This window comes from Janthinobacterium sp. LS2A (assembly GCF_036543145.1).
In the GTDB taxonomy this organism is placed as follows: Bacteria; Pseudomonadota; Gammaproteobacteria; order Burkholderiales; family Burkholderiaceae_D; genus Janthinobacterium; species Janthinobacterium aestuarii.
The window spans coordinates 63,011-87,350 of record NZ_JAZHPB010000014.1 but is presented as its reverse complement, the minus strand read 5'-3'; the positions used below and the strand labels follow the sequence as shown (position 1 = coordinate 87,350).

Here is a 24,340-nt window from a genome sequence, read left to right as displayed (position 1 = left end):
TCAGCTGTTGTACTGCGCCTCTTCCGCATACGCCACGCAACAACTCTTGCAACAGAAACGGCGCACGGCATCGAGCGGCTTGTCGCAATACCAGCATGCGCCTTTCGGCGGCAGCGCTGCGATCAATTGCGGCAGGGAAGGCAATGGCGGCGCCACCATCCCCCTTCTTTCCACGACTTCCGGCTGTTCGCTGTCCATGGCGCTTCCTTTCCTAGCGGCACTTCAAGGCCGCTCAGCAAGATTACGTCAGCGTCGTTTGAAGCCCATGACATTTCTCAACCGGGGCCACGCTTGCCCCATCGGCCCCTTGAAATTTCCAAACGACAACGTTGTCACTTCACACTACAATCAGTGTTCCGTTCACTTGCGCGCCCGCCATGAAACACATTCCCCTGCTGCTCTCCTGCCTGCTGCTCAGCGCCTGCGCCACGCGCGCGCCCACCGCCTACACGCTCAATTCAGGCGCCGAACGCACGCCGGAACAATTGGCGGTGGTGTTCGAACACGCCGACCTGACCCTGCGCATCGACCCGGCCAGCCGCAGCATTGCCGGCGATGCGCGCCTGACCTTCCTTGCCACGCACCCGATCTCGCGTTTCGCGCTGGACCTGGACCGCAACCTGCCTGTCGACACCATCGAAATCGACGGCAAGGCGCTGCGGCCGCAAGACTATGCCAACCCGGACGGCCGCCTGAGCATGACCTTGCCTGCCACCCTCGCGGCAGGCGCGCGCACCACCATCCGCGTCGTCTACCACGGCGTGCCGCACGTCGCCGTGAAAGCGCCGTGGGATGGCGGCATGGTCTGGTCGAGCACGGCCGATGGCGCGCCGTGGATCGCCAGCGCCGTGCAAGGCGAGGGCTGCGACCTGTTCTGGCCGTGCATCGACCACCCGATGGGCAAGGCCCGGCTGATCGACCAGCACATCATCGTGCCGGCGCCGCTGGTCGCGGCCGGCAACGGCATCGCGCTCGGCATGGATGAGGCTGATGGCTGGCGCACCTGGCACTGGCGCGCCAAGCATCCGAGCACCTATGGCATCGCCCTGAACGTGGCGCCCTACCGCAGCATGCAGGGCGAGTATGTGAGCCGCTACGGCAACCGCATCCCCCTGCAATTCTGGTATCTGCCGGAAAGCGAGGCCAAGGCTGGCGCCCTGTTCGCGGAATTGCCGCCCATGCTCAACTTTTTTGAAAGCGCCATCGGCCCCTACCCGTTTGCCGATGAAAAGGTCGGCATCGCCGAAACCCCGCACAAGGGCATGGAACACCAGACCATCAATGCCTATGGCAACAAATTCGCCAAGACCAGCTATGGCTACGATGAATTGCTGCAGCATGAGTTTGCCCATGAATGGTTCGGCAACCAGCTGACCAACAGCAACTGGGACGACATGTGGCTGCACGAAGGCTTCGGCACGTATATGCAACCGCTGTACATGCAATATCTGCGGGGCGAGCAAGAGTATTTTGCTTCGCTGCAGCAAATGCGCGCCGGCATCGTCAACAAGGCGCCCATGGTCTCGGGCAAGCCGAAAACCGAGGAAGAAGTGTATGACCTGAAAAAGGGCGGACCGGGCGGCGATATTTATGTGAAAGGGGCGCTGGTGCTGCACACCTTGCGCGGCCTGATCGGCGACGACGCCTTCTTCCGCGCCGTGCGCCTGCTCGTCTACGGCACGGAACAGCCGCAGCCGGGCCAGTTCCAGCCGCGCTATGGCAGCACCAAGGAATTCATGGACATCGTCTACAAAGTCACGGGCAGCAACTACGACTGGTTCTTCCAGACCTATCTGTACCAGGCCGCGCTGCCGGAACTGTACGCCGTGCGTGACGGCGACACCTTGCGCCTGGAATGGAAGACGCCTGCCGACATCGTCTTCCCGATGCCGGTGGAAGTGCGTATCGGCAAGGAGATCCATACCGTTTCCATGTCGCTGGGCTTTGGCGAACTGCCCCTGCCGACTGGCGCCACGTACACGCTCGACCCGCGCTCACGCGTGCTGCGCCGCGCCGAGCATATCGAGACGTTCCAGAAGTTCAGGGAAGAGCAGGCGAAGGGGAAGAAGGGGTAACAAAACCTGGGGTCTGACCCCGGCCTTTTCACCGTTCGGACTTATTTCCGAAAGCTCCTGACCGCATCATTCGCATGCGCGTCGATGACTTTTTTGATCGCCGGCTGTCCCGCATACTTGGCGGACAGCCGTTTCCACTGCCGCTGCGCCTGGCCGCAAGCATCGTCCACGGCAGCGATGATCTCGCGCTGGCGCGCCTTGTCGTTGTCATCCCACTCGCCGGCAAAGTGCTCGCACATCTGGGCATGCTCGACAAACCGCGCCACGTCCTTGGGCAACTTTTCCTGCGCACCGGCCAGCAGCGGCAGGCAACTGAACAACAGAACAAGCAGCAGCTTCATCGAACCTCCTTACTTGCCGATGCAGAAACGGCTGAAGATCACCCCCAGCAGATCGTCAGGCGAAAACTCGCCCGTGATGCTCGACAGTTGGACCTGCGCCAGGCGCAGCTCTTCGGCAAACAGGTCCAGCGACTGGTCGTCCTGCGCCGCGTGCGCGGCCGCGATATCGAGATGCTTGCCGGCCGATTTCAGGGCGATCAAATGACGTTCGCGCGCCAGGTACAGCGATTCGCCCGTCTGCTGCCAGCCGGCGATGCGCAGAAGCTCGGCGCGCAAGAGGTCAATGCCGATGTGCTCGTGCGCCGACAGATACACGTGGGTGGCGTCCGGCATGCTGTCGACGCCGGGTTTATGCCCGGACAGATCAATCTTGTTCCACACGCGCACCACGGGCACGCCTTCGGGGAAGGCGGCGACGATGGTTTCATCGGCCAGGGTCGGGCCGTGGTCGGCGTCGAGCAGGTGCAAGATCACGTCCGCCTTGCCGATTTCGCCCCAGGTGCGTTCGATGCCGATGCGCTCGACGGCGTCGATGGTGTCGCCCGCGCTGCGGATGCCGGCCGTGTCGATGATGTTGAGCGGAATGCCTTCAATCTGGATGGTTTCGCTGACCTTGTCGCGCGTGGTGCCGGCGATCGGCGTGACGATGGCCACGTCGGCGCCCGCCAGCGCGTTCAGCAGCGACGATTTACCGACGTTCGGCTGTCCGGCCAGCACGACATTGAGACCTTCGCGCAGCAGCGCGCCCTGCGCCGCCTGCGCAAACACTTTGTTCAACGCTTCGATCACGGCCTTCAATTGACCGCGCGCATTCGATTTTTCCAGGAAGTCGATTTCCTCTTCCGGGAAATCCAGGGTCGCTTCGACCAGCATGCGCAAGCCCGTCACCTGCTCGACCAGCGCGTGGATCGTGTTCGAGAACGCGCCCGACAGCGATTGCGAAGCGGACTTGGCCGCCGCTTCCGTGGAAGCGTCGATCAGGTCGGCCACGGCTTCCGCTTGCGCCAGGTCCAGCTTGTCATTGAGAAAAGCGCGGCGCGTGAATTCGCCCGGTTCGGCCAGGCGCAAGCCGCTGTCCTTGCCCGCTTCCAGCACGCGCGCCAGCAGCAACTGCAGCACGATGGGGCCGCCGTGCCCCTGCAATTCCAGCACATCTTCGCCCGTGTACGAATGCGGACCCTTGAAGTGGATGGCGATGCCCTGGTCGATGATGCTGCCATCGCTTTCCGTGAATGGCAGGTAGGTGGCGTGGCGCGGTTTCAATTGCTGCGCACCGAACAGGGCCGTCATTAAAGGAGCGAGGTTTTTGCCGGAGGCGCGTACCACGCCGATGCCGCCGCGACCGGGAGCGGTGGCGATGGCGGCGATAGGGGAAGAGTCGAGTTTCATGGGGGATATTGTAGATGAAAAAAAAGCCCGCGCGAGGCGGGCTTTCTGTTCGCTGGCCGGAATTACTTGGCGGCAGGCGCGTATTTCTTGGTGATCACCCATTGCTGGCCGATCGACAGGACGTTGTTGACGACCCAGTAGAGTACCAAGCCCGACGGGAAGAAGAAGAACATCACCGAGAATGCCAGTGGCATGAACAGCATCATCTTCGCTTGCATCGGATCGGCAGGAGCCGGGTTCAGCTTGGTCGTGATGTACATCGAGATCGCGTACAGCACTGGCAGGATGCACCATGGGTCATGCTGGGCCAGGTCGGTAATCCAGCCGATCCATGGCGCGCCGCGGATTTCCACGGACGCGTTCAGCACCCAGTACAGGGCGATAAAGACGGGCATCTGGATCAGGATCGGCAGGCAGCCGCCCAGCGGATTGATCTTTTCCGTCTTGTACAGCTCCATCGTGGCCTGGTTCATCTTTTGCGGATCGCCTTTGTAGCGCTCGCGAATCGCTTGCATCTTCGGCGTGACCAGTTTCATCTTGGCCATGCTGCGGTAGCCGGCGGCCGACAGCGGGAAGAACGCCAGCTTGATCAGGATCGTGAAGGCGATGATGGTCCAGCCCCAGTTGCCCAGCACGCTGTGGATCTGTTCCATGACCCAGAACATCGGCTTGGCGATGATGGTCAGCCAGCCGTAATCCTTGACCAGTTCCAGGCCAGGCGAGACCGGTTCGAGCAGGTGGGCGATTTGCGGACCCGAATACAGCTTGCTATCCATGCTGGCCGAGGCGCCTGGCGCCAGGGTAGGCAGTGGCAGCACGTTGCCGATGGCGTACAAGTTGGTGCCGACCTTCTTCGTGAAGATGTCGCGCTTGGCGTTTTCAGGCGGAACGAAAGCCGAGACGAAGAAGTGTTGCGAAATCGCAAACCAGCCGCCATTCGCCGTGGCCGGATGCAGGCCCTTCATGGCGTTGTCGTTGCCCTTCTTCTCGTCTTCCACTGCCGCTTTTTCGATTTTCTCGAACGTCAGCTTCTGGTACTTGTCTTGCGGCGTATACAGGGTCGGACCCGTGAAACTGCTGTTGAAGAAGGAGTCGCCGACCGGCTTGTTGCCGTCATGCGTCAGTTGCAGATACAGCTGCGGCGTCACGGGCGCTGCGCCCACGTTGGCCACGTCGTGGCGCACGTCGATGACGTAGTCGCCGCGCTTGAAGGTAAACGTCTTGGTCAGCTTGACGCCGCCTTCGACCGCTTCCATCACCAGTTGCACTTGCTTGCCGTCGCCGAGGGTGCGCACGCCAGGCTGTACGGTGAAACCGCTCGCGTGGGTGGGAAATGGACCGCCGACCAGGCCCGACTGCGCCAGATAGGTGCGGTTCGCGCCTTCGTCGAACAGCACTTCGTTTTGCTTGCCATCGTCAGGCTGGCACCATTTGAACAGGCCGAAGCAGCCGCCGAACCAGCCCGGATTGCCCGCGCCCTTGAACTTCAGCAATTCCAGACGCTTGACCTGGCCGCCCAGGGTGTCGATGTCGACCTTGATGACGTCGGTGGTGATGGTAATCACTTCGCGCTTGAACGCGGCGGGATCGGTCGCTTCGCCAGGCACGGCGGCTGCGCCGGCAGCCGCGGCAGCCAGGGCGTCCGTCTTGGCCGGGGTGACAGGCGCCTTGGCGGTTTGTTCCGTGTTCGCGGAGAACATCGACGGCTTGCCGTTCGAGATCATCCATTCGTTCCAGAGAATTACCAGCGAGACGGAAAACACGATCCACAGGATGGTACGTTTATTGATATCCATTAGGGTATTTGTCAGGAGTGGTTGCAACCGCAAGCGGTCGTTGAAGATTGTTTACCGTCGGCCGGCGGCACCGGGTCGACGCCCCCTTCATTCCAGGGGTGGCAACGGCACAGGCGCTTGGCAGCCAGCAGGCTGCCCTTGGCCGTACCGTGCACGCGCAGCGCTTCCATCGCGTAATGCGAACAGCTCGGATAGAAACGGCAATTCTGTCCCAGCATGGGGCTGATCAGCAACTGATAAGCGCGCAGCAGGAACAGCAGCAGGGTTTTCATGGCGCGGATGGTGGTGGCGCAGCAACAGAACGGGCCTGGGCGGCGATTTGCGCCGCGAACAGGCGGCTCAATTCTTCACGCAGCTCGGCTTTGAGCTTGGTCGTGGTGGCCGGGCCATCCTTGCTGTTGACGGCGCGCGACAAACGCACCACGCAGTCGACCGGCGGCATCGCGCTGTTGCGAAACAGCTCGCGCGTGACGCGCTTGATCGTGTTGCGGGTCGCCGCGCGCGGCGCGAAACGCTTCGCCACAACGACGCCCAGCCGCGCATGCGGCAATTGATTGTGTCGGGTGTACAGCACAAAATGCGCTGTTTTTTGCGAAGGGCGCAAACGAAAAACGGATGAAAATTCATCCGTTTTAACGATACGCCGAACGCGCGCGAAGTCGTGTGAACCTTCGCGTTGATTGCCGACTGGAGTACAGCTAGCCACGCGATCAGCTGTCAACGACAAGCCTAGACGGCCAGACGTTTGCGGCCCTTTGCGCGACGTGCGTTGAGCACATCACGGCCACCACGGGTAGCCATACGAGCGCGGAAGCCGTGCGTACGCTTGCGGCGAACGACGGAAGGTTGGTAAGTACGTTTCATGTTGGTCTCGCTAAAAACAAAAAAAATGCAAAATCGGGTCTGACGTCCCGTCAGTTTTTGGTGCCAATGACAATCGCGCACTTATGCCAAGGCACAAGCTGGCCAATCTCATCGCCCGCTTAATCCACGCTTAGTCCATATTGTCGTTCCAAATGAATAAACACGGAATACGGGCGGGGAACCCTGAATTATTCAGCATATGCCCCCCTCTTGTCAAGGATTGCCGTGATCGCCTGGAAATTTGCGCGCCGGCCCCCATCTGCTTGCAAGGCCCCGCCACAGGCCGCGCCAGCACTGCTTGTGACGGGATAACCGGGGGATAAGTCGCCTCTTATGCACATGGCGCCCCACCCCGCCACAGAAAAATAAGCGTCGTGCCTGTGGATAACTTTCTCAGTCGGGAGTAGAATAGCGCGTTACGTGTGGCGAGCCCTCGCGCGACGCCGGCCTTGCAACACGGTGAACGCAGGGCAGAATCGATACGCCCTCCCACACCTTTTCACATAGACATACATGGATAATTTCTGGCAGGCCTGTTCCGCGCAGTTGGAACTGGAGCTGACACCGCAACAATTCAGTGCGTGGATCAAACCGCTTATCCCTCTCGATTACGAAGAGGGCAAGCTGCGCATTGCTGCGCCCAATCGCTTCAAGCTCGATTGGGTCAAGACCCAGTTCGCCAGCCGCATCACTGCCCTGGCCATTCAGTACTTCGAAGCGCCGACGGAAGTGCAGTTCGTGCTCGACCCGCGCCTGGCCTTGCCGAAGAAGCCCGTTGCCGCCAGCACCCCGGCCAGCGATCCGAATGGCGGCGCGCCCAGCGCGCGCGCCGCGGAGCCGCAGCCCAGCGTGCCGGAACTGAGCATCGGCGCGGCGCCGCGCCGCGAGCAGAGCCGCATCAACACCGACCTCACCTTCGACAGCTTTGTGACCGGTAAGGCCAACCAATTGGCGCGCGCCGCCGCCATCCAGGTGGCGAACAATCCGGGCGTGTCGTATAACCCGCTGTTCTTCTACGGCGGCGTCGGCCTCGGTAAAACCCACTTGATCCACGCGATCGGCAACCAGGTGATGGCCGACAATCCGGGCGCAAAAATTCGCTACATCCACGCGGAACAGTACGTTCGCGACGTAGTGACCGCTTACCAGCGCAAGGGTTTCGACGATTTCAAGCACTACTATCACTCGCTCGACATGCTGCTGATCGATGATATCCAGTTCTTTGGCGGCAAGAGCCGCACGCAGGAAGAGTTCTTCTATGCGTTCGAGGCATTAATTGCAGCGAAGAAACAGATCATCATCACCTCGGATACGTATCCGAAGGAAATCACGGGCATGGACGACCGCCTGATCTCGCGCTTCGACTCGGGCCTGACGGTGGCCATCGAACCGCCGGAACTGGAAATGCGCGTAGCGATTCTGTTGAAAAAAGCCAAGCAGGAAGGCGTGACATTCTCCGACGACGTGGCCTTCTTTGTCGCCAAGCACTTGCGCTCGAACGTGCGCGAGCTCGAAGGCGCACTGCGCAAGATCCTCGCGTACTCGCGTTTCCATGGCAAAGACATCACGATCGATATCGTCAAGGAAGCCCTGAAGGACTTGCTGTCGGTGCAGAACCGCCAGATTTCCGTGGAAAACATCCAGAAAACCGTGGCCGACTTCTTCAATATCAAGGTTGCCGACATGTATTCGAAACGCCGCCCCGCGAATATCGCCCGGCCGCGCCAGATCGCCATGTACCTGGCCAAGGAATTGACACAGAAGAGCCTGCCGGAGATCGGCGAACTGTTCGGCGGCCGCGACCACACCACGGTGCTGCATGCCGTGCGCAAGATCGCGCTGGACCGCACCAAGAATCCGGAATGCAACCATGAATTGCATGTGCTGGAGCAAACATTAAAAGGCTAAGCGCCGCTTGAGCAAGACTGGCTCAAAACGTGCTTTACCCTTATCATCTGGGAGGGCACCGCAGCCGGTCTGTCGGGGCTCCCTATGGCAACAATTGTTAAATTAATACGTTAAACGTCGTACTGTTCAACCTATACATTGAGGATAAATATGCAATTGGTCAAAACCACCCGAGATACCCTTCTCCGGCCACTGCAGATCGTGAGCGGTATTGTCGAGCGTCGGCACACTATGCCGATTCTGGCCAATATCCTCATCCGCAAAGACGGTGAAAATGTCTCCTTCCTGTCGACCGACACCGAAGTGCAGATCACCACGCACGCGGAAATCGGCTCCGGCGCGGACGTCACCGGCACCACCGTGGCCGCGCGCAAGCTGCTGGACATCCTGCGCGCCCTGCCCGAGTCGGGCGACGTCACGATGACCCTGCTGAACAAGCGCCTGACCGTGCAAACGGGCAAGTCGCGTTTCGCCCTGCAAACCCTGGCGGCGGAAGAGTTCCCGACCGTGCAACAGGCGGAAAGCTACAACGCCTCCGTCACCCTGCCCCAAAAAACGCTGAAACACCTGTTCAACATGGTGCATTTCTCGATGGCGCAGCAAGACATCCGCTACTACCTGAACGGCTTGTTGCTGGTTCTGGATGGCAATAATGTGATCGCCGTGGCTACCGACGGCCACCGTCTGGCGTTTTGCCAGGTCGCCACCGAGCAGACGTTTGCGCGCCAGGAAGTGATTATTCCGCGCAAGACCATCATCGAACTGCAGCGTCTGCTGGAAGAGAACGATGAGCCGGTCCAGCTGGACATCGCCGCCAACCAGGTGAAACTGACCTTTGCCGACATCGAGCTGATCTCGAAGCTGGTGGAAGGCAAGTTCCCCGACTACACGCGCGTGATTCCAAAAGGCTACAAAAACGACTTCACCATCGGCCGCGATGAATTGCTGCGCTCGCTGCAACGTGCCGCCATCATGACCAGCGACAAGTTCAAGGGCGTGCGCTGCATCATCACCCCGGGCAGCATGAAGATCAGCTCGACCAATGCGGACCAGGAAGAAGCCGTCGAAGAGCTGGAAATCGACTACGGCGGCGACTCCGTCGACATCGGCTTCAACGTGACGTATCTGCTGGACGTGCTGAACAACCTGAAATGCGAATACGTCAACATCGCGCTCGGTGATTCGAACTCGTCCGCCCTGATCTCCATCCCCGACAATGCCGACTTCAAGTATGTCGTCATGCCGATGCGCATCTAAAGACCACAGCAGTGACGTAGGTCGGATTAGCGCAGCGTAATCCGACCTGCTGAATCGCCGTCTGTCGGGTTACGCCGTTCCGGCTAACCCGACCTACGGTCATCAGCCAGCAGCCCCGAATCAATCAGCAATCGTTATTTGAGAAAGCAGTCCATGTCCGAGAATCCACAAGACACCCCGATCCAGGCCAAAACGGAAGAATACGGCGCCTCCTCCATCCAGATCCTGGAAGGCCTGGAAGCCGTACGCAAACGCCCGGGCATGTACATTGGCGACACCTCGGACGGCACCGGCTTGCACCATCTGGTATTCGAAGTGCTGGACAACTCCATCGATGAATCGCTGGCCGGCCACTGCACGGAAATCCACGTCACCATCCACAGCGACAATTCGATCTCGATCACCGACAATGGCCGCGGCGTGCCGACCGGCCTGAAAATGGACGACAAGCACGATCCGAAGCGTTCGGCGGCGGAAATCGTCATGACCGAATTGCACGCGGGCGGCAAGTTCGACCAGAACTCGTACAAAGTCTCGGGCGGTTTGCACGGCGTGGGCGTGTCCTGCGTGAATGGCCTGTCGAAACTGCTGAAACTGACCATCCGCCGCGATGGCAAAGTGCATCACATGGAATTCGTGCGCGGCGTGCCGCAAGACCGCCAGATCGTCATGGTCGGCGACATCGCCACCTCCCCGATCCGTGTCATCGGCGAAACGGACAAGCGCGGCACCGACGTGCATTTCTGGGCTGACGAAGAGATTTTCACGCACGTGGAATTCCACTACGAAATCCTGGCCAAGCGCATCCGCGAATTGTCCTTCCTGAACAATGGCGTCAACATCAAGTTGTCCGACCAGCGCACAGGCAAGGAAGAAGTGTTCGCCTTCGAAGGCGGCACCCGCGGCTTCGTCGAATACATCAACAAGGCCAAGTCGGTCTTGCACCCGACCATTTTCCAGGCCACGGGCGAGCGCATGTCGGACCAGAACACGAACATCTCGGTCGACGTGTCGATGCAGTGGAACGATGCCTACAATGAACAGGTGCTGTGCTTCACGAACAACATCCCGCAACGCGACGGCGGCACCCACTTGACGGGCCTGCGCGCGGCGATGACGCGCGTGATCAACAAATACATCGATGAACACGAGTTCGCCAAAAAGGCGAAAGTGGAAATCAACGGCGACGACATGCGCGAAGGCCTGACCTGCGTGCTGTCGGTCAAAGTGCCGGAACCGAAATTCTCGTCGCAGACGAAAGACAAGCTGGTATCGAGCGAAGTGCGCGGCCCGGTGGAAGAGATCGTTGCCAAGACCCTGGCTGATTACCTGCAAGAAAAACCGAACGACGCCAAGATCATTTGCGGCAAGATCGTCGAAGCGGCACGTGCGCGCGAAGCCGCCCGCAAGGCCCGCGACCTGACCCGCCGCAAAGGCATCATGGACGGCCTGGGCCTGTCGGCCAAGCTGGCCGACTGCCAGGAAAAAGATCCCGCCCTGTGCGAACTGTACATCGTCGAGGGTGACTCGGCAGGTGGCTCGGCAAAACAGGGGCGCGACCGCAAGTTCCAGGCGATCCTGCCGCTGCGCGGTAAAGTGCTGAACGTGGAAAAAGCCCGTTTCGAGAAAATGCTGTCGTCGGAGCAGATCACCACCCTGATCGCCACCCTCGGCACCTCGATCGGACCGGACGAATTCAACGTCGAGAAACTGCGCTACCACCGCATCATCATCATGACCGATGCGGACGTCGACGGCGCCCACATCCGCACCCTGCTGCTGACCCTGTTCTACCGCCAGATGCCGCAACTGGTCGAGCGCGGCCACATCTACATCGCGCAACCGCCGCTGTACAAGGTGAAAGCCGGCCGCGACGAGCGCTATCTGAAAGATGACGCCGAGGAAGCGAGCTACATGATGACCGTGGCGCTGAACACGGCCGTGCTGGTGCCGCGCGAAGGCGCCGAAGGCATTTCCGGCGAGACCCTGACGGAACTGGTGCGCAAGTTCAACCTGTCGAACACCATCATGACCCGTCTGACGCGCGTCATCGACCGTGCCGCCCTGACGGCCATCATGACGGGCGTGCAGCTGGACCTGTCGACCCTGGACTTGGCGGAAACCTCCGCCCTGGCCCTGCAGACGGCCATCAACGACAGCGCCGTGCGCGTGCACGTGCGTTCCGATGACTTGTCGGAAAAGCACAAGCTGCACATCGAGCGCATGTACCACGGCAACGTCAAAGTCACCGCCATCGACGCCGACTTCGTGCAAGGTCCGGACTACGCCGTGCTGAGCAGCGGCGCCGTCACCTTCGAAGGCTTGATCGGCGAAGGCGCGTTTGTCCGCCGCGGCGAAGGCGAGCGCATGAAGGAAATCGCCGTGGTCGACTTCCACCAGGCCATGCAATGGCTGCGCGACGAAGCCGAACGCACGGTTTCGAAACAGCGCTACAAAGGTCTGGGCGAAATGAACCCGGACCAGCTGTGGGAAACAACGATGGACCCAACCGTACGCCGTTTGTTGAAGGTGCAGATCGAAGACGCGATTGCCGCGGATCAAATCTTCACGACGCTGATGGGCGACGACGTGGAACCACGCCGCGCCTTCATCGAAAACAATGCGCTGAGGGCGGGGAATATTGACGTTTAAGCAGTATTCTTGATATATCGGGCGACACTATGTGTCGCCTTTTTTTATCATATTGAATGGCATGATGACATCCAAACTAAGCCGCTACAATCAAAATGCGACAGTTCTGATGGAAACGTCTTAGCTGCTCGTTCAATCATCTCCATAGCAGTCCGAGCTCCGCAAAGAGCTATGCAAGCTGTACTACAGCAGCATGCTTGCCCCGAGGTAATCTGCCCCCCGGGCTAACCTGCTGCTTGACGAAAGCCCTCGCCCTCGGCAGTTTTCTTGATTGCAGCCAGCCGTTTCCAATCTTTCTGCAGTGCGATTTTCATGAATCCCTGAAGAGTACTTGCCTTTAGGACGAGTGCACGATCAGCCGGTGACAGGTGCGCGCCACCTTGTGACCAAGAATAAAGAGAAGTCCAGTAGCCTGATTCAGCCAAGTGCAGCAGCTTGCTCTGCAGGTCAATAGCGTCGTCGACTTGGCCCTGCTTTCTGCCATCTACTTTCTTTTCCTCATAGAAGTCTTTAGAGATAGCGATGCCGCGAACGGTACTGACGTAAGGGACTTTCAGTGCAGCGATGGCATCCCAACACTCCGCGCGCTTGCACCATTCACCGATGTTCCTGACCCCATTTGGTGGTGAAAGCAAGGTGTTCTGCACCAGCGGAGCAATTTCTTCCAGCCTTGCAGCAACTTCCAATCCAGCATCTTGGCTATTCCATATACGTTCAAGATCGAGCTCTTCACGCATATTCCTGATGTCGTGAAAAAGTTTTGCAACTGTGTAAGTAACAATATTGACTCGATATCCGCCTTCATACCATAAGCCTCGGCCTGCATCTACCGTTTCTTCCATTTTCTTCCAGACGAGAGACACCGCTGCCATGTTACGGAAGAAAGATTCACCATAGCGAGGACTAAGACGTTCCCAATGCTCGGACTCGGAGATTTCCGCACTTTCGCTTGAGAATGCGCCCGCGAACTTCGTGAAGTTCTTCTGCGCGCCCAGACTTACCCAGTGTGGTTTTGTATCCCACGTATGGGAGTACTTGGCCAAATCTGTTTTGCTTATAAGTTGTTCTGCAGGATACTCCCGCTCGAACACCGCTTTCTTAGATTTGTCGAGATAAAGCTTACCATTCTGGTACTGACCGCGGGCCCGTTCGTAGAACCATTTGCTCTGAATACGCTGACCGGCACGTGCGGGCGTAAGCAGCCGGCGCGAAATTTCCTCCATCTTCCTATGGAAAGGATGATTTGAGAAGAAGTCCGCTGCCGCCACCTTGTTTTGCGTGTTAGCGAACTCGGCAATGCTTGGAATCAACTCCTGCGCCCTATCAGGAAGTACTCGCGTGAGCTTCATCGGCACCGACACGCCTGCGAGGCTAAGATGGTCTTTCTTGCGGGCACTAAGTATGCTAGCCGTAGTCTGGCCTCCATTTACGATCTGCAGGTCCGTCAATCCTGTGATCATTAGCTGACCATTGCGCGACTCAACAGTTACATCCGATGCAGTCGCAGCGATGCCATTGTTATAAGCGAAGAATAGCCCTGGCTCATCTTGAATCGTGGCGCGAATGCCCTTGTTGACTCCACCTTTCATTCCAAGAAAAGCACGTACATTGCCTTCAAGAAGACGGCCTCCGTAGCGTTCGAACATGTCGGCTAGTTGATCTCCTTTTACGACACATAGATAGGAGCAGATATCACCGCTACTGGCAGCCTCAAGGCACGGGATTGCTGTGCCTCCAGCCTCTTCAAGCTCGATCCTTACTGCTTCTCGTTCACGTCCGGACTCATACAACGCGGTCAAGCGGTTTAGATCCCAGATGTGGCGTTCTACGGGAATTCCTGAAATATCGTCTCGAGCGTCTTCCTTGAAACGACTGCTCAGTGAGAGGTTGCTAAAAATATGGATGCGGATGCGGTTAATCCGGTGCACTTCGCTATTAAGCTGGAGCGCCAGATCATAGGCGTCATTTGCATGGGCAATGCTCTCATGCAGGCTGTTTTCGACGGCCTCACGAACAAAATTTTCCACCCATGCAGAAAGCTGATCGACCGCGGCGCTTCCGAGCGTCTGCGGCGCTGCGATATCCTCCCATTTCCCGATGACAATACCGACGGTGCCGTCAGATTCGTCGATCGGTGTAAAACCATGCAGTTTCAGTGTCCTGTTCTTTGTTCCGGGCGACTGATATTCTGCAGACCGGAATTCACCGAACACGGGGTCCTCTGCGAGTCTGTCGGCTACCTCATGTACGAAAGCCAAGGTATCGACGAGATGCCTAGCTGCGCTTCGTCGTGCCACCATCTGCCTCAGTTCGCCAAGAAAGTCCTCAGGCTGCATCTTGAGTCTCCAGTACCCTGAATTTCTCGAGCGCGGAGAACAGGATGGAATAACTAACTTCAGGAATCCCGACCGGCAGGTTGACCGGAATAATTCGGGGAAAGGCAGGACCCACAGTATAAAGCCGCGTCTCGAGTATGGAGTAGGCTATGCTTCGGTAATATTCGTTTTCCACATAGCCTGCCTTTAGCAACTTTTCCCGGAACACTGCAGCGCCGCCGGGAGCAACCGCCAGAAGTTGCTCAATGCGCGTCGCAAGCAGAGGTAATGTGAGAGCACCGGCTTCCTCGCTCGAGGCCTCCCGCAGCACACACGTCCGAAGTACCAGTGGCAATAGACAATCCAACTGTTCGACGGACGAAATGCTGACTGCTACTGCGTTGGCAGATACTGCCTTTACCTCGACCGCATGATCGGAAAACAAGAAATCCTGACTTGTGCCTCCAGGACCTGTCCAAGCAAATAAGGATAGCAATGGCTCGTCAGGGCGGAGTCGGATAAACTCTTCCAGTGCGATTAACTCGCCTATCAAACCTTTGATTTGGAATTTTTGCAGCAGGCCGTTTCCACCGTCTTGAAATAGTCGCTTCCAAAGCATAAGGCGCTCCCGAAACAGAGCGACAAGGGCCGTTTCAGTAGCAACCTCCGCAGCCGCGTCAGCCAAGTCTTGGCACAATCGGCCGAACACGCCTTCGAGCCCTTGGCCTGCCAGCCGCAAACCCATCAGCCAGCGACCTCCGGAACGCTGAAAACGTATATAGTCTAGAGCGCCGGTATCACCATCGATCGATGGGGGCAGTGCACTTGTGCCGATGGCGAGCATCGCAAGCCCGTTTACATCGATGGCAGCATAGATATCGAAGGGATGATCCGGATCAAGCCTGACCAGTTTCCAGCCATTGTCATTCGGCGGGCTGGTGATAGCCTCATAACGGATCGCCTTCCATATATCCTCAATCTTCGTCATCATCTTCTCCTGCATCATCTCCGAACAGGTCCCGCAGCGCGACCTGGTTAAGCCTATATACAACTTTCTTTCCTTCCGAGAACGGATCAAAATCCGGGAAACTGAGGCTGATTGCAACCATCGGATCCGTACCGATCTCCGAGGCACTCATCATCCTGCTCGTGCTCAGGTTCCTTTCAGTCGGCTCTTTCGCCTGGATAAAGTGAATCGTCAGTAAAGGATGCAAACGGAATCTCCGGTATTGGTGTCCCGGCACCGAGCGTGTTTTTTGATCTTTCTTGTTCTGCTGCTCCCAATCGAGTTCGGCAGCCTGGATCTCCATGTCACCCATTTTTACAAGCTCGTCGCTTGTGTCGCCGACCCTCTGCTTGTTCAGCCGGAGGTATGGAACTCCTTTTGGCACTTTCTCGAACTGCCGTTGGCGGCAACGCACGGTGCCGGAACTGCCGTCGGCGAGCATCACCGTCACCCGTTCCACAATGTCACCTAAACCTTGTGGAATGCAAACGTCCCAGTTGTCGAGCATTGCGAACGGGTTACCTTGAATAAAGCCCACCAATGGACGTATCCCATCCTGCGAGTCCGGAATAAACTCCGTATTCATGTTGCTGATATTGAGCGCTGAAAGGAAAGTAGCGATCCGGCTTCTGTCAATTCCGGTCCAGACATAACGGTTGCCAGCTATGTCGGCAGCCCCCTGTTCAAGCATAAATTTTTCGACTAGCCGGACGTTCTCTGCGTTCAGCGCAGGCGCCCTCAGGATGCTTGCCGTTTCGGTGCCAAATGCACTGAATGACACAGAATGCACAACGTCCTGGCCGCTTCGCATCTTGTTCTGGGCGGTGACGATCAACGTGTCAGGATGTGACTTAACCCGAATGCCAAACCGGGATGGAGGCATACGGTTGGCGCTCATGCGCCGGAAATCGGTACGCAGTTCCGCGACCGCTTGAGCGATATGTTCATACCACTCTTGGGTATCGGCATCCATCCAGATACGGAACAAATCGTCATATCCGGCACGGTAACCAAACCAGCGCCCCATCTGCAGAAGCGTGTCATATGCTTTGGAGTTGCGATAGAAATAACTGACACTCAGACCCTCTAGCGTGATTCCCCGTGATAACGTAAGCCCCCCTACCGCAATGACACGGCGACCTTTCTCGGTATCGCGATAGGTCGAGTAATCGAGCTTTTCCTCCGGCGGTGATTTCTGATTGATCGTTACAACTTTGATTGAAGCAACAGAGTCATTAAGGTTCTTGCGAATTTGGTCCCAAGTGACTTCCACGTTTTGGAATTCTTGGTCCCAAGCGGCCTTTAGACTAACGAGTTCTGGGTGGGCGCGCCACGATCTGCCGGCGAGGTACTGGTGAACCTCCTGTTTCAGGGTGTAGAGAAAGCTATTGATCTTCTCCGATACACGTCCTTGAACATCGGTAAATCGGCTCACGTTGACGAGCATCGAGCGGTGCTTCAGTTCTTCGCCGCGAATATCGCGCACGGCACAGGCAAGCAAAAATACACGGACAGCGTCGTACAGGCTCTCAGGCAATGCCTCTACCGTATGCTCTTTCTTGTGCGCATACGGGAAACTATCCTCTGCATCGATGATGTCACGAAGCTGTTGATAATACTTGCCATCTTCGAGGAAGATGCTTGAGGCGCCAATGTAATGTGATGGCGTGTTGAGGCTGTAAATGAAATTTGATGGAAAAAGATCGGTTTCATTATCCGGATTGATGAAAACATTGGCAAATGGCGTCGCGGTGTAGGCCACGTAAGATGAGCGGGAAAACTTCCCGATGGCCTCGCGGATGAGACGGTTGATCGTCGCTGGTTCTTGTCCTTCTTTTCGAACGTTAACCGATGCGTTGTCTGCTTCGTCGTCTATAACAAGCAGCGGCATGTCGTGGATGGCGTGGCCCGTCAGTTTCAGTTGTGCGTCAAGCCAAGCGACGAGATTTTCCAACGGCGCTTTATTTTTTTTCATGACAAACAGGATTGGCTCGCTGATGTTTGCCAAGGGAATGCCGTTGAGGACTTGGGCATTACTGGTTAGAAAATCACGCTCAACAGAAGTTAGTACGTTGGCGGAACGCTTTCTATTGATTCCTGCTCCAATGGCTTTACTCTCGCGATCGCGGGCGAGAAGCTTGCTGCTGTCACGCCCAACAAATCCTAAATCGAGCCGTTCTTGGGTCTGCTTGCGCAGATCCTCGATGACGCCGGTCAACAGGACTATTACACGGTAACCGGCATCTGCGGCCTTGGCGATAAGTCCGCTGTAGCTTGCCGTTTTACCGGATTGTACGTCACCCATCACCAGACCTCGGATTCCCCATGACTCCTCTCTAACGGGGTTGCCGCATTCGGTCAGAATGCCATCTGTGTCTTCGTCGAGCACGCGGACAACGTTCGGACTCCAGCCTTGGCTCTGTAGCAGCCGTCTATAGCTATCCCAGTAGTTCCATTCGATACTACCCTTTACATCGGAAACCCAAGGTGCAAAGCTGCTCTCACGTACGACTTCACCGACCGTCATGCGGATACCGATTGTCGATTCCAACTTCTTGCGCACGTGCGCCAAACCATCTTCACCAAGGCCTGCATCGAGCAGAGCTAGCTTTCCAAGAACTTCTTGAAGAAGTTCGTCGGTAAGCGTCCGCCCATTGATTAACATCATAGCCATTCCAACGTGGTCCATTGAAAAACTGGTCATTGTTCAAATTCCTTCAGAAGCTGTTCGTGATATTGAGGAAACCGCGCAACCGGATCGAGGGCGACCACGGTCTTGATCGGAAATCCGGTAATTTCCATAATTCTTGCTGCGACAGTAGCTGTCTCCGCATATTTATCTTCTGGTTTTGTCCTCCGATCACCACACATATCGGAATAGATTGATTCCAGCGGCAGCGCAGCAGCCACCAGATCGAGGATATGTTGCAGTGCTTTTTGTGCAGGCCCCTCAAGCGTGTCCGTCAGACTACGAATGATCGAATTATTCGAATTGATCTCATATCGGAAGGCTCCAGGCGAAGGCTCGATTCGATCCCAAAGGGGTTCGAATCCGAGAGGTTGCTTCTGCCTGCGCCCAGGAAAAGTAACAGTCTTCCTGCTGATACCGGCGAAGTGTGGAATCAGTTCACGAAGGCGGTTGCGGATAATGTCAGGCGGGTAGGCTGCAGATTTCTTGATGTCCAGCGACCATAAATGATCAAGCGTATTGGGAATGTCGACCTGCACGCGTGTCAACTTGAAAAATTCTTCCTTCGGAACTAACCGGAACCAAGTGCCCCAAATAACCAGCCGACGGTTGCGGTAGACATAAAACCCTTGGCTGCTGCGTAGACCCTCACGACCACCTGCACACTCTGCCTCATTGGGCGTCAGATGGCTCATATGCGGTAGCACATAAGGCTGCACATGAATGGACTGGCCGTTCACGCTAATGTCCTGCCCCTCCAGCGGCTGGGTGAAGCTGTTACTCTTCAGAAATGGATCGATCAGTTTCAGCGGTAGTCCATTAATCGCAATGGCTACAGGAAGGCTACCAGCCTCTCGTCGGGTATAGCGGTGAAACACGAAGGAAAGGTGTCGATGCAGGTTCGCCATACGCGCCGTCATCTCAGTTGCAGGGTCGAGCGAGCCCGACATCAAACGGTCCAGCTGCTGCCAGACCACCAGCGTTCCGCTTTCCTGTCCCAGCAACTCTTCGTAAAGCGGCAGCTTCCTACATTCGCGTAAGTCGGGTATTACGACGACCCAGCGCTTTTCGGTACGAACTACGTCCAAATCCCAGCAGCGGATATTAACCTTACCACCCTTCTTGCTGACGACGGTAAGGCGGCGGCACTGCGATAGGGAAGCCGTTTTCAGTCCAAGACCGAAACGGCCGAGATCCTGCACCGAGCGTGCATCAACCGGATTGCTGCTACCGTGACGCATCGCCTTAGTGAGGTCTGCAGCGCTCATACCACGCCCGTCATCAAGGACTGCGACAAATGGCTCGCCGGTGCCTTCATATTCAATATGGACACTAGTTGCATCTGCGGAAATACTATTATCGATAAGGTCTGCCAACGCGGTTTCGGGGGTATATCCAATCGCGCGCATGGATTCAATAAGGCTCACCGGATCTGGAAGCACTTCAAGGGTCTTGGCCAAAAAATTATTTCCTCGACAAGGTTTTAATCATTGCCCCAGCTCGCAGGACAGCGACGATACTTAAACGAATCCAGTCGGGAAGGCTTTCTGAGATGGGCTGCAAAATACATTTGCACGACCAACGCGAATTCTACCTTCACAAAAGCAACGATAAAGCTCAATATACTAAAAAATCAACCATTCGCAATTCTTTTTCTAGAATACATCTTTCATAAAGTAACAACAAGCGGCCGCAGTGCGTATCGTTACGCAGAGCGCGTGTCAAGTGCATTTATAATATGATTCTAGATTATTCTGCGACTGGGAAAGCACCAGATTCTCATATTGCGCTCCCTGATTTCGACGGAGCTTACTTCAAAAGTAGATTTGTTATTTTTTTGATATTTATAGAGTGTCACCACTCTTGCAAAAATTTCTGGCTGATGATTCGGCTGCCGACTTTTCTGTAGCCCCTCTTTGCACAAGAAAGTTCAACAGTCGGACCACAATATCCGTAGACTGGGCAAGCGGGGGGAGTGCGTACTAGAGGGAACGTTTGGTAATGCGAACGACCGAATTAGCCGCAATGCAATTTGATGACTTGGGGCTGATCTATGTTTTGCTGCGTGATTTCACGAGCGAGCAACTGAAGTCTGCCCAGCGGTTCGCGCTTGAGTTCGCACTCCCAGACAACGAACACGTGCCATCCTGCTGCCTGCAACGCCGCCAGATTCTTGGCATCCCGCTCCAAGTTGCTCTGGAACTTCGTTTTCCATCGTTCGACATTCGATGCAGGTTGGGTCGCAAAGCGACAGCCAGCATGTTGGTGCCAGAAACATCCATGCACGAAAATCACGACGCGGTATTTTGGCAAGACAAGATCAGGCGAACCGGGAAGGTCGCGAGCGTGCAACCGGTAGCGGAAGCCCAGCGCATGAAGATATCGTCGTACAACCATTTCAGGTTTCGTATTTTTCGACTGAATCCCAGACATCATTCTCGACCGGGTGGCTGAATCGACTATGTCCATTTTTCCTGGTATCCTATGTGTCTATACGAGTTTTTTATCTAAGGCAAAGTTGCTCATCAAACAGAAATCCAGTTTTACGGGAAATATTCCCATCGTAGACCTTTTTGCTGGCCCAGGAGGTCTTGGTGAGGGATTTTCGTCAGTAGAAAGTGACCCTTTCAGAATAATTGTATCGGCAGAAATGAGTTCCTCTGCGCACAGTACACTACGTCTGAGGGCTTTCTATCGTCTACTCAAACGTCGAGGTGGAAATTCCCTTGAATCTTATTACCGGTTCTGCAATGGTGAGTCGGAATGTCCGTACGACAACGCCAACCATGACGCGTGGTTGGAGGCAGGCGAAGAAGCGCGGCAACTGGAATTGGGAAAGCCTCATGACAACGATGAGCTGGACCGGAGAATTTCCGCCCATGAGCTTGGTCCAGATACTCCATGGGTGCTGATCGGCGGCCCCCCATGTCAGGCATACTCGCTCGTGGGGCGGGCTCGCAACCGCGGCAAGGTCGAGTACCGTGCGGAAGAGGATCACCGCCATTTCCTCTACAAGGAGTACCTGCGGATTATTCAGAAATACCGTCCCGCAGTATTCGTAATGGAGAACGTAAAGGGCATTCTCACAGCAACTGTTGGCGGGAAAAAGATTTTCGAGACAATCCTCGAAGATCTTTCTGATCCTGACAAGGCAATGCAAATGCCGGCTTCCGGAAGCGGGTACCGCATACATTCGCTTACCTGTGCAACCAGCTACTCCGCCAAGGATGCCCCTCGCAATATCGATGTCCACGATTTCGTCATCAAGGCAGAGCAGCATGGCATACCACAGGCACGTCACCGTGTGATTCTCATCGGCGTGCGCGAAGGCATTGACTTGGGTACTCCGAGGCAGATCGAGAAAGCGGGTGAGGTTACCGTTGAGCAAGTTATTGGATCTCTTCCCAAGCTACGTAGCCGGCTGAGCAAAGAGCCCGATTCGGATGAGGGTTGGGGAGACGTAGTAGCAAACCACTTCAGCGAAATGGCACGTGAAGTCGAGGAAGGATACGGGCATATCGGGCTGCAGGAGGTACTCAAGGAAGCATCCGTTTCGATCAAACGGGGACTCGGTACGGGTAACAAGCAGCTTGGTATCCTAAAACAGGATATGGAGAGTCTTAAACTACTCGATGGCTGGTATCACGACCCGCAACTTGCTGTATGGTTAAACCATGATGCCCGAGGACACATGCGCACCGATCTGCGGCGCTATGCGTACGCGGCGGCATTTGCCGACGCGTTTGGCTGGTCGCCGAAGGGACACGTCGAATTCTCACTGCAGGGATTGAGACCTAACCATGATAATTGGGAAACGGGCAAGTTCTCTGATCGCTTCCGTGTCCAGTTGCGCGGGCGGCCAGCCACGACGGTTACTAGCCACATTTCCAAGGATGGTCACTATTTCATCCATTACGATCCAACGCAGTGTCGCAGTCTGACGGTGCGGGAAGCAGCAAGGCTGCAAACCTTCCCGGACAACTATTTTTTTCAGGGGAATAGAACCGAACAGTTCCATCAGGTAGGAAATGCTGTCCCTCCCCTTCTTGCAAAAAAAATTGGAGATATCGTTTATGCTTTGTTGAGAGGCGCCGATGCTGGCGTCTCCCCCCCTGTGCAACAGGATATATGGGAACAGGGTACTCGGCAGGAAGCAGATGCTTGATCACCAGTGAACTTGATGAGTTATCCAGCTGATTGTGGCAGGTTCAAGAATCGGGAAAGCATCTGATGGCATGATTCTGATAGTCTGCATTTCGAGCTAAAGTAGCTCCAAGCAATCAAGCATGGCGTTACTACGTATACGCCATGCTTCCGAAGTGCAGCCTTCTAGTTTTATAGCGTCATTGATACCCCAAGATTTATTTCAACTAAAAGCACCTAGTAAAAGCTCTGAATGTATCACCAGCAGATTTTAACCTTGTTGCCCAACAACAAAATTTTCGTATTGGACAGTACAGTCAGTCCCTTCCCCCCAAGAAACCAGTACACTAGTTCCTGAGCGCAACTAATTTTGTACGCGCGCCATGCCGCCTGCCGTTGCCGGGAGGCGCCCCTGCCGCAAGGCGTGTTGTCTGCCTGGACAAATGGAATGTTCACTTCGCGCAGTCTGTCTCCTGCCTTCTATTACCTGTTCTTTTCAGGAGAACGGGAGCAGCAGCAGCGCTTTTTCAAGGAACTGCATTTCATTTCGATAGCCATCCTGACGTTTGGCCTCGCTTGCTGGCTGGTCACGTTCAGCCTGACCTTGCCGCGCGCCTCGTTCGATCATGCGCAGGCGGCGCTGGGCGTGACGGGCATGCTGGGCGGGCTGCTGCTGACCGTGTATGCGAAGTCCTTGCAGGCGATTATCGCCAGCGGCACCATCAGCGTGCTGTTCATCGCGTTCGGCTTTCGCGTGCTGATGCTGGGCACGGAAGACCCCGCTTTCTGGGTGTTGCCGCTGGGCGTGATGATCACCCTGACGACGGCGCCCATTTTCAGCGGCATCGCGTATTACCTGGGCGTATCGCTATGCGTGTGGGCCATTCTGGGGCTGGGGCAGTTTCCCGTGCATGCGGGCCAGGCAGACCAGCACTGGCCCGTGCTGGCCGTCACCATCAGCGTCATCATCGGCCTGGCGCTGAATATCTATTTTCTCGTCTTGCGCATCCACAACTACCGTGCCCAGCGCGACCTGGCGACGATGGCTTACAAGGATGGTTTGACCGGGCTCAACAATCGCCGCATGTTTACGCAAGGCGCCCGCGCCCTGCAGCGCACGGCGCGCACGCCTGCCTATTTCCTGATGATCGACATTGACGACTTCAAGCAGATCAACGACGTGTACGGCCATGACGTGGGCGACGAGGTGCTGAAAAAGATCGCCGACGTGATCGCCAAACTGTCTGGCGAGCACCTGTGCGGGCGCCTCGGTGGCGAGGAGTTTGCCGTCATCTACCTGGGCGAAAAGAACGCGGCCTGCGCCTTTGCAGCACAGCTGGTCGACAGCGTCGAGGCGGCTTTCGTGCCGGAACGCAAGGTGTCCGTCAGCATCGGCGTCGCAGAGCTGCTCAAGGAAGCGGACTTGTCGCACAGCTACCGGCGCGCCGATGAATCCTTGTACCAGGCCAAGAAAAGCGGCAAGAACCGCTACGTGCTCAACGCTGCCTGAACACCGCCGTCCGAAGTCGCGTCGAGCAGCACCAGCAAAGCTTGCGGGGAAATCTTCCAGGGATCGCACTGCGCGGGGCCCACCTCGTACCAGCTGTCCTGGGCGCCGATCTTGAGGATGGTCAAGGGAATGTCCTTGCTCTCGAAGAATGCCAGCATGGGGCGAATCAAACGGCTCACCTTGGCGTGGTCTTCTCGGTACAACGAACTGGTATAGAAGCAGCCCTTCTCTCCCATGCGCAATTTCCTGGCCGCGCCGACACACGAGATCTGGGCCATGGCAATGGGGGCAGTGATTCAATAGCCAAGCTTGGCAGAAAGAGATTTATTCCTGAAATGCTAAGATCGCGGCCCGCGCATGCCGGCAACCGGTCCGGCATGGCGTCTCGACAAGGA

General features: G+C 56.5%; 19 protein-coding genes. 6 read left to right on the top strand and 13 right to left on the bottom strand.

The genetic code is table 11. The features are described 5' to 3' along the window. Complete coding sequence (locus V3C40_RS27275; protein ID WP_331779027.1) at window positions 1-198, bottom strand: hypothetical protein; 198 nt, start codon at window positions 196-198, stop codon at window positions 1-3. Between the two features lie 179 nt (window positions 199-377). On the opposite strand from V3C40_RS27275, the gene V3C40_RS27270 reads away from it, so the two are divergent. Beyond that, on the top strand, window positions 378-2,075 hold the full coding sequence (locus V3C40_RS27270; protein ID WP_331779026.1) for a M1 family metallopeptidase: 1,698 nt from the start codon (window positions 378-380) through the stop codon (window positions 2,073-2,075). Window positions 2,076-2,116: 41 nt separating this feature from the next. Here the strand turns inward: V3C40_RS27270 and V3C40_RS27265 are convergent, their stop codons facing one another. The 6 genes from V3C40_RS27265 to rpmH all read right to left on the bottom strand — a co-directional run bounded on the left by V3C40_RS27265 (window position 2,117) and on the right by rpmH (window position 6,465). Continuing rightward, window positions 2,117-2,416, bottom strand: coding sequence for a hypothetical protein (locus V3C40_RS27265; RefSeq protein ID WP_070301978.1), 300 nt, complete (start codon window positions 2,414-2,416; stop codon window positions 2,117-2,119). 9 nt (window positions 2,417-2,425) lie between these two features. Beyond that, window positions 2,426-3,805, bottom strand: a complete 1,380-nt coding sequence (gene mnmE, locus V3C40_RS27260; RefSeq protein WP_166448506.1) for a tRNA uridine-5-carboxymethylaminomethyl(34) synthesis GTPase MnmE — start codon at window positions 3,803-3,805, stop codon at window positions 2,426-2,428. Window positions 3,806-3,867: 62 nt separating this feature from the next. Further along, a complete protein-coding gene (yidC, locus tag V3C40_RS27255) occupies window positions 3,868-5,601 on the bottom strand; it encodes a membrane protein insertase YidC (RefSeq protein WP_070301977.1) in 1,734 nt (577 codons plus the stop codon). A gap of 11 nt (window positions 5,602-5,612) precedes the next feature. Then, window positions 5,613-5,873, bottom strand: a complete 261-nt coding sequence (gene yidD, locus V3C40_RS27250) for a membrane protein insertion efficiency factor YidD (protein WP_034754335.1) — start codon at window positions 5,871-5,873, stop codon at window positions 5,613-5,615. Further along, window positions 5,870-6,307 (bottom strand): ribonuclease P protein component, encoded by a 438-nt coding sequence (rnpA, locus tag V3C40_RS27245; protein WP_099403828.1) that lies wholly within the window; start codon window positions 6,305-6,307, stop codon window positions 5,870-5,872. The genes yidD and rnpA overlap by 4 nt, the downstream gene beginning before the upstream one ends. 23 nt (window positions 6,308-6,330) lie before the next feature. Then, window positions 6,331-6,465 carry a 50S ribosomal protein L34 gene (gene rpmH, locus V3C40_RS27240; protein WP_010401996.1) on the bottom strand — a complete coding sequence of 45 codons (135 nt, stop codon included), beginning with the start codon at window positions 6,463-6,465 and terminating at the stop codon, window positions 6,331-6,333. A gap of 513 nt (window positions 6,466-6,978) precedes the next feature. Between rpmH and dnaA the strand changes: the two genes are divergently transcribed. The 3 genes from dnaA (at window position 6,979) to gyrB (ending at window position 12,282) form a co-directional block, all read left to right on the top strand. After that, window positions 6,979-8,373 carry a chromosomal replication initiator protein DnaA gene (gene dnaA / locus V3C40_RS27235; RefSeq protein ID WP_034754339.1) on the top strand — a complete coding sequence of 465 codons (1,395 nt, stop codon included), beginning with the start codon at window positions 6,979-6,981 and terminating at the stop codon, window positions 8,371-8,373. Window positions 8,374-8,523: 150 nt separating this feature from the next. After that, window positions 8,524-9,630, top strand: a complete 1,107-nt coding sequence (dnaN, locus tag V3C40_RS27230; RefSeq protein WP_034754341.1) for a DNA polymerase III subunit beta — start codon at window positions 8,524-8,526, stop codon at window positions 9,628-9,630. 153 nt (window positions 9,631-9,783) lie between these two features. Beyond that, window positions 9,784-12,282 carry a DNA topoisomerase (ATP-hydrolyzing) subunit B gene (gene gyrB, locus V3C40_RS27225; RefSeq protein ID WP_331779025.1) on the top strand — a complete coding sequence of 833 codons (2,499 nt, stop codon included), beginning with the start codon at window positions 9,784-9,786 and terminating at the stop codon, window positions 12,280-12,282. A gap of 224 nt (window positions 12,283-12,506) precedes the next feature. Here the strand turns inward: gyrB and V3C40_RS27220 are convergent, their stop codons facing one another. From V3C40_RS27220 to V3C40_RS27200, 5 genes are all read right to left on the bottom strand, one after another. Beyond that, window positions 12,507-14,618, bottom strand: a complete 2,112-nt coding sequence (locus V3C40_RS27220; protein WP_051991512.1) for an AIPR family protein — start codon at window positions 14,616-14,618, stop codon at window positions 12,507-12,509. Further along, entirely contained in the window at window positions 14,608-15,588 is a 981-nt protein-coding gene (locus V3C40_RS27215) for a PD-(D/E)XK motif protein (RefSeq protein ID WP_161781508.1), read from the bottom strand. Before V3C40_RS27215 ends, V3C40_RS27220 begins: the two co-directional genes overlap by 11 nt. Next, complete coding sequence (locus V3C40_RS27210) at window positions 15,572-18,307, bottom strand: Z1 domain-containing protein (protein WP_331779024.1); 2,736 nt, start codon at window positions 18,305-18,307, stop codon at window positions 15,572-15,574. Before V3C40_RS27210 ends, V3C40_RS27215 begins: the two co-directional genes overlap by 17 nt. Next, window positions 18,304-19,752 (bottom strand): ATP-binding protein, encoded by a 1,449-nt coding sequence (locus V3C40_RS27205; RefSeq protein WP_034754347.1) that lies wholly within the window; start codon window positions 19,750-19,752, stop codon window positions 18,304-18,306. Before V3C40_RS27205 ends, V3C40_RS27210 begins: the two co-directional genes overlap by 4 nt. A gap of 556 nt (window positions 19,753-20,308) precedes the next feature. Next, window positions 20,309-20,761, bottom strand: a complete 453-nt coding sequence (locus V3C40_RS27200; RefSeq protein WP_331779023.1) for a very short patch repair endonuclease — start codon at window positions 20,759-20,761, stop codon at window positions 20,309-20,311. Here V3C40_RS27200 and V3C40_RS27195 point away from each other — a divergent pair. Both V3C40_RS27195 and V3C40_RS27190 read left to right on the top strand, forming a co-directional pair. Beyond that, window positions 20,754-22,457, top strand: coding sequence for a DNA cytosine methyltransferase (locus V3C40_RS27195; protein ID WP_080698669.1), 1,704 nt, complete (start codon window positions 20,754-20,756; stop codon window positions 22,455-22,457). The genes V3C40_RS27200 and V3C40_RS27195 overlap by 8 nt on opposite strands. Before the next feature lie 426 nt (window positions 22,458-22,883). Further along, on the top strand, window positions 22,884-23,945 hold the full coding sequence (locus V3C40_RS27190; protein WP_331779022.1) for a GGDEF domain-containing protein: 1,062 nt from the start codon (window positions 22,884-22,886) through the stop codon (window positions 23,943-23,945). On the opposite strand, the gene V3C40_RS27185 is transcribed toward V3C40_RS27190, so the two are convergent. Continuing rightward, the gene (locus V3C40_RS27185) at window positions 23,924-24,181 is read right to left on the bottom strand and encodes a hypothetical protein (protein WP_331779021.1); all 258 of its coding nucleotides are present in this window, start codon (window positions 24,179-24,181) and stop codon (window positions 23,924-23,926) included. The two genes, V3C40_RS27190 and V3C40_RS27185, sit on opposite strands and share 22 nt — an antisense overlap. Window positions 24,182-24,340: the final 159 nt, after the last annotated feature.

Coding starts and splice junctions, on each gene's coding strand:
- V3C40_RS27275 (WP_331779027.1), bottom strand. CDS start 198: ATGGACAGCGAACAGCCGGAAGTCGTGGAAAGAAGGGGGATGGTGGCG.
- V3C40_RS27270 (WP_331779026.1), top strand. CDS start 378: ATGAAACACATTCCCCTGCTGCTCTCCTGCCTGCTGCTCAGCGCCTGC.
- V3C40_RS27265 (WP_070301978.1), bottom strand. CDS start 2,416: ATGAAGCTGCTGCTTGTTCTGTTGTTCAGTTGCCTGCCGCTGCTGGCC.
- mnmE (WP_166448506.1), bottom strand. CDS start 3,805: ATGAAACTCGACTCTTCCCCTATCGCCGCCATCGCCACCGCTCCCGGT.
- yidC (WP_070301977.1), bottom strand. CDS start 5,601: ATGGATATCAATAAACGTACCATCCTGTGGATCGTGTTTTCCGTCTCG.
- yidD (WP_034754335.1), bottom strand. CDS start 5,873: ATGAAAACCCTGCTGCTGTTCCTGCTGCGCGCTTATCAGTTGCTGATC.
- rpmH (WP_010401996.1), bottom strand. CDS start 6,465: ATGAAACGTACTTACCAACCTTCCGTCGTTCGCCGCAAGCGTACGCAC.
- dnaA (WP_034754339.1), top strand. CDS start 6,979: ATGGATAATTTCTGGCAGGCCTGTTCCGCGCAGTTGGAACTGGAGCTG.
- dnaN (WP_034754341.1), top strand. CDS start 8,524: ATGCAATTGGTCAAAACCACCCGAGATACCCTTCTCCGGCCACTGCAG.
- gyrB (WP_331779025.1), top strand. CDS start 9,784: ATGTCCGAGAATCCACAAGACACCCCGATCCAGGCCAAAACGGAAGAA.
- V3C40_RS27220 (WP_051991512.1), bottom strand. CDS start 14,618: ATGCAGCCTGAGGACTTTCTTGGCGAACTGAGGCAGATGGTGGCACGA.
- V3C40_RS27215 (WP_161781508.1), bottom strand. CDS start 15,588: ATGATGACGAAGATTGAGGATATATGGAAGGCGATCCGTTATGAGGCT.
- V3C40_RS27210 (WP_331779024.1), bottom strand. CDS start 18,307: ATGACCAGTTTTTCAATGGACCACGTTGGAATGGCTATGATGTTAATC.
- V3C40_RS27195 (WP_080698669.1), top strand. CDS start 20,754: ATGTCCATTTTTCCTGGTATCCTATGTGTCTATACGAGTTTTTTATCT.
- V3C40_RS27200 (WP_331779023.1), bottom strand. CDS start 20,761: ATGGACATAGTCGATTCAGCCACCCGGTCGAGAATGATGTCTGGGATT.
- V3C40_RS27190 (WP_331779022.1), top strand. CDS start 22,884: ATGTTCACTTCGCGCAGTCTGTCTCCTGCCTTCTATTACCTGTTCTTT.
- V3C40_RS27185 (WP_331779021.1), bottom strand. CDS start 24,181: ATGGGAGAGAAGGGCTGCTTCTATACCAGTTCGTTGTACCGAGAAGAC.